Origin of the sequence: Kitasatospora sp. NPDC059803 (genome assembly GCF_042732255.1) — a bacterium.
GTDB lineage: Bacteria > Actinomycetota > Actinomycetes > Streptomycetales > Streptomycetaceae > Kitasatospora.
In genome coordinates this window covers 1-7,869 of the sequence record NZ_JBHWIJ010000361.1, presented here as the reverse complement: position 1 = coordinate 7,869, position 7,869 = coordinate 1, and the positions used below count along the sequence as shown (strand labels likewise).

Sequence of the window (7,869 nt, the reverse complement as noted above, 5' to 3'; positions counted from 1 at the left end):
GGCCGGGGTCGGCCGGGGCCGCCGAGAGCGGAGCCACGTACGCGCCGCCTCGACCGGACGGAGGTCCTGGCGCCGTGCGCCTTTCCTCGGCCGAGGCGTCGCCGTCGATTCTCAGGAGCAGTACGTCAGGAGCAGTACGTGTTGTGCTTGACCAGGGCGAGGCCTGCGACCTTGCCTTCGGCCATGGTGAACTCGTAGAACCAGTCCGGGCCGCCGTTGCCGCCCTCGGCCGGGAGTTCGTACGTGCCGTCCTTGGTCGGCTTGAGGTCCTTGCCCTCGTAGGCCCGCTTGAGCTCGTCCTCCGCCGAGCCGGCGCCGACTCCCTCGGCGGTGCGGGCGTCCGCCGGGGCGACCAGCTGGCGCAGGCCCTCGGTACCGAAGTTGACCCGGCCGGTGGCCAGGAAGGCCTGGTCCCGGTTCTTGCGGGCCGGGCCGATGAGGTCCAGGTCCTTGTAGAGCACGGCCATCTCCTGCCGCCCCGCCTCGGTCTGATCGAGCTGCTCCCGAAGGCCCGCGAGGTACTCCTGCCGCTCCTTCGAGGAGGCCCCGGGGGCCAGGGGCGCGACCGGCTTCCTGGCCGCCTTGATCTCGTCGATCCTGGCCCGAGCCTTGTCGACCTTCGTACGGACCTCCGCCTCGGCCGCCATCCGGACCGGGTCCGGCGCCGGGCCGCCCTTGTACGCGTAGTCGGTGCAGCCGTTGAGCAGCGAGACCGGCGACGGCTCCAGGGCCCCGGAGGTGAGCGCCTCCTCCTTGGTCATCGAGAGCTGGAGCCCGCGGTAGCCTGCGGCGCCGAACGGCTGCGGCGGTGTACTGGCCGCCGCGGCGGCTCCGCCCTCGTCCCCCGCGCAGGCCGCTGCTCCGGCCACGACCAGGGCCGTCGTCAGCACGGCCCCCGCTACGCGCACGCCGCGCGTCATCCCCGCCATGATCATCTCCGCTTCGTCGACCGCACACGGTAGCGGACGTTCGGACACGATCCACCACCGGTCCCCACAGACGCGGAAGGGGCCCGCATCCTCCTTGGGTTCTAGCGGGCCCCTTCGCACGCACCGGTCAGGAGGCCGGCCCCCGGCCGGCGGCGGTGCGGGTGTAGTGGGCGGCGGCGAGGACGGAGGCCATCAGCTCGGAGTCGAGCACGGAGGCGTCGGCCATCCGGGTCGCCGAGGCGTGGGAGGCGAGCAGCGTCTTGGTGACCCGCAGGGCGGCCTCGGGGCGGCGCGTGATGGGCCGGGCCCACTCGGCCACCGCCTCGTCCAGCTCCTGCTCGGGGACGACGCGCTGCAGGATGGCGAGCTCCCGCGCCTCCGCCGCGCCGACCGGGCGGCTGGTGAGGATGATCTCGCGGACCCGGGCCGCGCCGACCTCGTGGAGCAGCCGGGGCAGCAGTCCGCCCCAGGCGACGGGCAGGCCCAGGGCCAGCTCGGGCAGCCGGAAGACGGCGTTGTCGGCGCCGACCCGCAGGTCGCAGGCGAGCGCCAGGGCGAAGCCGGCGCCGGTCGCCCGGCCCTGCACCCGGGCGACGGTGACGGCGGGGCTGTTGACGAGGGCGTCGCAGACCCGGCGGGCCTTGTCCCCGTAGGCCCGTATGCGGCCGCCGGTCGGGTCCTCGTCCAGGCCCGCGAGGAGTTCGTCGCGGTCGCCGCCGAGGCAGAAGTCCCGGCCGGCCGCGGACAGCACGATCACCCGCACGGCCGGGTCGGGGACGGCGAGGACGGCGAGGAGTTCGTCCAGCATCGCCATGGTGACGGCGTTCCCGGTCTCCGGGCTGTCCAGCTCGACGTGGAGCACCGCGCCCCGGAGCTCGGAACGGACCGTACGGGCGGGCGCAGGGGCCGGCACGGGCTCGGGGGCCGACGAGGACTGAGGGACCGGCGGGTACCAGCCGGCCGACGCCGAGGGGTACGGGACGTACGGCGGCGGCTGCATCGCGTACGGGGGGTACTGGGGAGCCTGCGGAGGAACATTCATGCGGCCACTCTCAGGGACGTCACCCGGTGGAAGACCATCCGGGGTGCGTACTCGGGCGGGCTCGCCACCCGCAGGGTCGGGAAGCGCCGCAGCAGTTGGCCGAGCAGGGCGCGCGCCTCCAGCCTGGCCAGGCCCGCGCCGAGGCAGTAGTGGGCGCCGCCGCCGAAGGTGAGGTGGGTGCCCCGGCGGAGCACGTCGAAGGTGTGCGGGTCCGGGTTGCGGCGCGGATCGCGGTTGGCCGCGCCGTACATCACGTGGACCATGGTGTCCTTGGGCAGGAACACCCCGGCCAGCTCGGTGTCCTCGCCCGCGACGCGGCTGTTGACGCGGACCGGCGGGTCGTAGCGCAGCGCCTCGTCGATCGCGTCGTCGATGTGCTCCGGCCGCTCCCGCAGCCACTCCCACCGGCCGGGCGACCGCAGCAGCGACCACACCAGCGAGGAGAGCAGCGTCGCCGTGGTCTCCAGCGAGGCGATGGTGACGAACATGGTGAGCTGGTAGACCATCCGGTCGGTGGCCTCGCGGTCGGACTCCAGCGCGTCCCAGGTGCGGATCCAGCCGGCGATCACGTCGTCGCCGTCGTTGTCGCGGCGCTCCCGGACGAGGCGGGTGAAGTACTCGCGCAGGTCCATGGTGGCCTGCTCGGAGACCGCCAGCTGGCTCTTGGTGGGCAGGAGTTCCTGGGCGTGCACCTGGTTGTGGGTCATCGTCAGGATGTGCGGGTAGTCCGCCGGGGCGATGTCCAGCCAGCGCCCGACGGTGCCGATCGGCAGCTGCTCGCTGACCAGGGCGGAGAGGTCCGCCTCGCCGTCCGTCCGTATTCGCTCGGCCAGGCGGTCCAGCAGTTCGGCGACGTCGGCCTCGATCTGCGGCTCCATGTCCCGGAGGGTGTTCCGGTCGAAGAGGTTCCCGAGGCTGCGCCGCTGCCGGGTGTGGTCGGGGGCGTTGAGCCGGGAGAGGGTCCGGCTCATCTCCTGGGTGGCGACGGCGTCCCAGCGCCCCGTCTCGGTCTGCCGTTCCTGCCAGGCGAAGTCGGGGACGAGCCAGGTCCTGCCGCGCAGGACCTGGTCGCACGCGTCGTACCCGGTGACCAGGTAGCCGCCCCAGGGCGCCGGGACGAGGTCTCCCAGCGCCCGCAGCCCGTCGTAGACCGGGCTCGGGTCGGCGAGTCCCTCGGCCGACCGCAGCCTGCGCAGGAGCGGCACGGCGGCGCGGCGGTCGACCACCCTTCCGTCCGGGCGCTCCGGGTCTGCGGGGCGGGCTTCCAACGTGGCGGTCACACGGGGCTCCTTACGCGCGGGCGGGCAGTACGGCGGCGATCTACCCAGCAACAGCGCGCTCAAGCGTCGATCCGTGTTGCCCCCGTCACGTACCCGCACCGCCGTCGGACTCCGTTCACGCCGCGGTGGCGGAACGGCTTCCGACGGCGCGTCGGATCGGAGCCCGGGGCGTGTCAGACCCGAAAGACGTCCAGGAAGGAGCTCCACCACCCCTTCTTCTGCCCGGCCCGGCCCGGCGCGGGGGCGGTGGCCTGCGGGTACGCCTGCGTCGCCTCGGCGCCGACCGGCGACCCGCCCGGCGCGGTGTCCGCGCCCGCGGCCGGCCGCGTGGTCCGGGCGGGCGCCGGGCTGAACCGGACCGGCAGCGAGACCAGGCCGCGCTGGAACGGGCCCGGCCGCCATTCCACGCTCTCCGCGGGCACCGCGAGCGTGACGTCCGGGAGGGCGTTGAGCAGGCACTCGATCGCGCTCAGGGCGATCAGCTGGGCCGGGGACTTGGCCGGGCACGCGTGCGGGCCGGCGCCCCAGGCCAGGTGGGCCCCCTTGCTGAGGGTCAGCCGGGCGTCCGTCAGCGCGGGGTCGCTGTTGGCGGCGGCGAAGCTGATCACCACCGGGCTGCCCGCGTCCATCGGGACCCCGCCCACGTCGAGGTCCTGCATCGGGTAGTGCGTGGCGTAGTTGGCGATCGGCGGGTTGTTCCACAGCACGTCGTCGAGGGCGTCCTCGATGCGCAGTCCGGAGCGGCCCTCGCCGGACAGCAGCAGGAGCAGCGCGTTGCCGATCAGGTTGCGCTCGGGCTCGACGCCGGCGCCCATCAACATGACCAGCTGGTCCTTGAGCTCCTCGTCCCGCAGGCCGGCCGGGTGCTGGATGAGCCACGAGGTGATGTCGTCGCCGGGCTGGCGGCGCTTCAGCGCGACCAGGTCCATCAGGCAGGCGGTCAGCTCCTCGTTGGCCTGGATCACGTCGAGGCCGTCGAAGAGCGCGGACATGCTGCGGGTCAGCCGGTCGCCGATGTCGGCCGGGCAGCCGAACAGCTGGTTGAACAGCAGCAGCGGCAGCAGCTTGGCGTAGTCGTTGAGCAGGTCGGCCCGGCCCAGCGGACTGAACTGGTCGATCAGGTAGCCGGCGATCCGCTCGACGTGCCGGTTGAGCCGGTTGTCGTTGAGCCGGCCCAGGCTCTCGGTGACGGCCTTGCGCAGCCGCAGGTGCTCGGCGCCGTCCGTGAAGAGGCAGTTGGGCCGGTAGAACATCATCGGCAGGACGGGGCTGTCCATCGGCACCCGTCCTTCGTTGAGCGCCGCCCAGCGCCGCGAGTCCCGGGCGAACATCCCCGGGTTCTGCAGCACCCGCAGGGCGGCCTCGTGCGAGGTGACCAGGGTGGCCTCCACCCCAGGGGCCAACTCCACCGGCGCGGCGGGGCCGTTGGCGCGCAGCTTGTCGTAGACCGCGCCGGGGTCGGACGAGAACATCTCCCCGTAGAGCGGTGTGCTCACGCCGACGTGCATCGGGCAGCCCTGCGGAGGCGACTGCGGGGCGGGTCGCTGCGGAGAATCCATGGGTCGTTCCTTGGAGGTGGCCCCGGGCGGGTGCGGACCCGGGAGGCGTGCGGGGAGGGAGGCGCGGGGGAGGTCAGGAGGCGCGGGCGAGCAGGTGCCGGACGAGCGTCAGCAGGGCGTCGGCCGAGGAGCGCTGGTCCCGCGCGTCGCAGAACACCACCGGGGTGTGCGGCAGCAGGTCGAGTGCCTCGCGCAGCTGGTCCTCGGTGTACTCGTCCTGCCGGTCGAAGCTGTTGACCGCCACGGCGTACTCCAGGCCGTACTGCTCGATCAGGTCGATGACGGGGAAGGTGTCCGCGAGGCGGGTCGGGTCGGCCAGCAGCAGCGCTCCCAGCGCGCCCCGCGCCATGTCCTCCCAGAGCTGCATGAACCGTTGCTGCCCCGGAGTGCCGAACAGGTACAGCACCAGGTCGTCGCCGAGTGTCAGCCGGCCGAAGTCCAGGGCGACGGTCGTGGTCTTCTTGTCCGGTACGCCGCGGAGGTCGTCGACGCGGATGGACGCCTGCGTCATGCTCTCCTCGGTGCTCAGCGGGGCGATCTCCGACAAGGCCCCGATGAGCGTGGTCTTGCCGACCGCGAAGTGCCCCACGACCAGGATCTTGACCGCGGTCGTCACCGCGCCCGGGACGTAGATGTCCTCAGGCGAACCGGCGTTGAAGTCCATGCAGTACCTTCTCTAGAAGTCTCGGATCCGGGGCCTGGGCCGGGGGCGGGGCCGACCGGCACAGCAACCGTCCCTCATGGATCAGGTCCGTCAGCAGCAGCCTCACGACCCCCACCGGCAGCTCCAGCCGGGCCGCGACCTCGGCCACCGAGAGGTAGCCGCCGGAGCACAGCTCCCAGATCGCCCGGGTCTCCGGGCTCGGCAGGGCCGGGAGGTCCTGCTCGGGCGCGACGGTGACCAAGGTGATCAGAGACAGGGCCTCCGCACTCGGTAACTCGCGCCCACCGGTGATCACGTACGAGCGGATGAAGCCGCCGGTGACCCGCTGTTCCTCGCCGCCGGCCGTCATGAGCCGCTGAGCGTGCTCTGGCGCGGCGCCGCCGACATCGCCCGTCCGAGCGCGCCGACCTGCTGCTGCATCCGGAAGGACATCGCCTCCATGTCGACGTCGGGGGCGGTGGAGGCGGCCAGGTACGCGCCGCTGCCGGCCGCGATCAGGAAGATCCAGCCGTGGTCGTACTCCAGCAGGGTCTGGCGCCAGACCCCGGCGCCTGCGCCGTCTGCGCCGACGAACGGGGCGACCGCGCGGCTCAGCGACTGCATCGAGCTCATCGCGGCGGCGTTGGTCTCCGCCTCGTCACGGCCTATCTCGCTGGACCGTTCGAGCAGGAGGCCGTCGGCGGAGACGAGGATGGCGTGCCGGGCGCCGGGTACCTGGAGTACGTCGTTGAGCACCCAGGAAAGATCGCGGCTCACTGGATCTCGGTTCCTTCCGTGTTCGTGGTGTTGCGCCCGGACAGCGTGCCGCGCTGGAACGCGCCGAGGCGGGACGGCGTGTTCTGGACGGGGCTCCGCACCGGCGCCTCGGCCCGGCCGGGGTCCTGCGGGGACGGGAGGACGGACACCGGGCGGTTGCGGCGGCGGCGGGGCAGCTGTCCGTCCGCGGTCATCTCCGGTTCCGTCACCGCCGCCGCCGGCACCGGGGCCAGCGGCGCCGCCGGTTCGGGCAGCGACACGAGCCGCTGACCGGGGGCCTGCGCCCAGGCCTGCGCGGGCTGCTCCGCCGGCGGGGCCTGGTAGTCGCCGCGCGCGCCCTGGTGGTCACCGTGCGCGGCCTGGTGCTCGCCGTGCACGGCGGTGGCCGGGGCCGGGGCCGCGACCTCGCTGCTGAGCAGCTCGGCCGGCAGCAGCACCACGGCCCGCACGCCCCCGTACGGGGAGACCGAGTCGACGGAGACCCGGAAGCCGTAGCGGGCGGCCAGCATGCCGGAGACGGCGAAGCCGAACTTCGGGGGGTTGCCCAGGCTGGTGAGGCCGATCGGCGCGCCCGGGTTCAGGAGCACCGCCGCGCGGTCCTTCTCCTCCTGGCCCATGCCTAGGCCGGCGTCATCGACGATCAGGCAGACGCCGGTGGGGACGGCCTGGACGCTGACCTCCACCGGGGTGTCCGGGGCGGAGTAGTTGGTCGCGTTGGCGAGCAGCTCGGACAGCACGACGGCGACCGGCTCGACGACCTTGCTGACGAGCGCGACGCTGACCTGGGAGTGGATCCGCACCCGGTCGAAGTGCCGGATCCGGCCCTGGGCGCTGCGGACCACGTCGTAGACCGAGGCGACGCTCTCACGGCGGCCCAGCCAGCCGCCGCAGAGCACCGCGATGCCCTGGGCGCGTCGGCCGAACTGGCTGTTCGTGTGGTCGATCGTCATCAGGTCGGCCAGGATCTGCGGGCTGTCGCCGTACTTCCGCTGCACCTTGTCGATGACGACCTGCTGCTCGTCGGCCAAGCCCTGCAGCGTCCGCATCGCCGCCTTGAGGACGGCCTTGGTGTCCTCCTCGGCGTCGCGGCGGACGTCCGTCAGCTCGGATGCGTGCTGGTTCCGCAGCTGGTCGTGCAGCACGGCGAACTCGTCGCGCTGCCGCTGTGCCAGGGCGCCGGCCTCCTCCAGGGAAACGTTTCGCCTCCGCAGGGCGAGGTTCGTCCTGCGGGCCTGGAGGGCCGCTCCGACGGCTGCGAGCATCACCACGATGAAGACCCAGAAAAAGGGTTCCTGCACAAATGACGTCATGAAACTCTCTTCAGGTGGCACCGTGTGGAGCCGGTCCGGGCCCCAAGGCGCGAATGGGACTGGCGGCCTGAACCCCCTCCGAAAGACACCTGATGTCACATCACATCGCGGTGCTTTCCGGCACGGGACCTGCGGCGACGCCTATCGCGGGGTCAGCCTACTGCAACTCCTGGCAGGTCAGAACAGCTGCCAAAAAGGGCAGTTGGGGCGAAATTTCGCGACCGGACGGGAACTCCGGCGGGAATGGGCGGAGTTCGTAGCGCGACGTTAATCGCGGGGACACTTCCCGACCCCACCCCGGCTCGCGCGCAGCGTGATGGCTCCGTCTC

At 72.7% G+C, this 7,869-nt stretch carries 8 protein-coding genes; all 8 read right to left on the bottom strand.

Translation table 11 applies throughout. The features are described 5' to 3' along the window. Positions 1 to 125: 125 nt before the first annotated feature. Positions 126 to 929, bottom strand: a complete 804-nt coding sequence (locus tag ACFV6I_RS35310; protein ID WP_380343618.1) for a hypothetical protein — start codon at positions 927 to 929, stop codon at positions 126 to 128. Positions 930 to 1,056: 127 nt separating this feature from the next. Then, positions 1,057 to 1,971, bottom strand: coding sequence for an enoyl-CoA hydratase/isomerase family protein (locus ACFV6I_RS35305; RefSeq protein ID WP_380429978.1), 915 nt, complete (start codon positions 1,969 to 1,971; stop codon positions 1,057 to 1,059). Then, positions 1,968 to 3,158 (bottom strand): cytochrome P450, encoded by a 1,191-nt coding sequence (locus tag ACFV6I_RS35300; protein ID WP_380343638.1) that lies wholly within the window; start codon positions 3,156 to 3,158, stop codon positions 1,968 to 1,970. Before ACFV6I_RS35300 ends, ACFV6I_RS35305 begins: the two co-directional genes overlap by 4 nt. A 266-nt stretch (positions 3,159 to 3,424) precedes the next feature. Further along, complete coding sequence (locus ACFV6I_RS35295) at positions 3,425 to 4,810, bottom strand: cytochrome P450 (RefSeq protein WP_380429975.1); 1,386 nt, start codon at positions 4,808 to 4,810, stop codon at positions 3,425 to 3,427. A gap of 73 nt (positions 4,811 to 4,883) precedes the next feature. Continuing rightward, on the bottom strand, positions 4,884 to 5,474 hold the full coding sequence (locus ACFV6I_RS35290; RefSeq protein ID WP_063349167.1) for an ATP/GTP-binding protein: 591 nt from the start codon (positions 5,472 to 5,474) through the stop codon (positions 4,884 to 4,886). Further along, positions 5,449 to 5,823, bottom strand: coding sequence for a DUF742 domain-containing protein (locus ACFV6I_RS35285; protein ID WP_350881090.1), 375 nt, complete (start codon positions 5,821 to 5,823; stop codon positions 5,449 to 5,451). The genes ACFV6I_RS35290 and ACFV6I_RS35285 overlap by 26 nt, the downstream gene beginning before the upstream one ends. Next, complete coding sequence (locus tag ACFV6I_RS35280) at positions 5,820 to 6,230, bottom strand: roadblock/LC7 domain-containing protein (RefSeq protein ID WP_063349165.1); 411 nt, start codon at positions 6,228 to 6,230, stop codon at positions 5,820 to 5,822. Before ACFV6I_RS35280 ends, ACFV6I_RS35285 begins: the two co-directional genes overlap by 4 nt. Next, positions 6,227 to 7,540 (bottom strand): ATP-binding protein, encoded by a 1,314-nt coding sequence (locus ACFV6I_RS35275; protein ID WP_380429972.1) that lies wholly within the window; start codon positions 7,538 to 7,540, stop codon positions 6,227 to 6,229. The genes ACFV6I_RS35280 and ACFV6I_RS35275 overlap by 4 nt, the downstream gene beginning before the upstream one ends. Positions 7,541 to 7,869 lie beyond the last annotated feature (329 nt).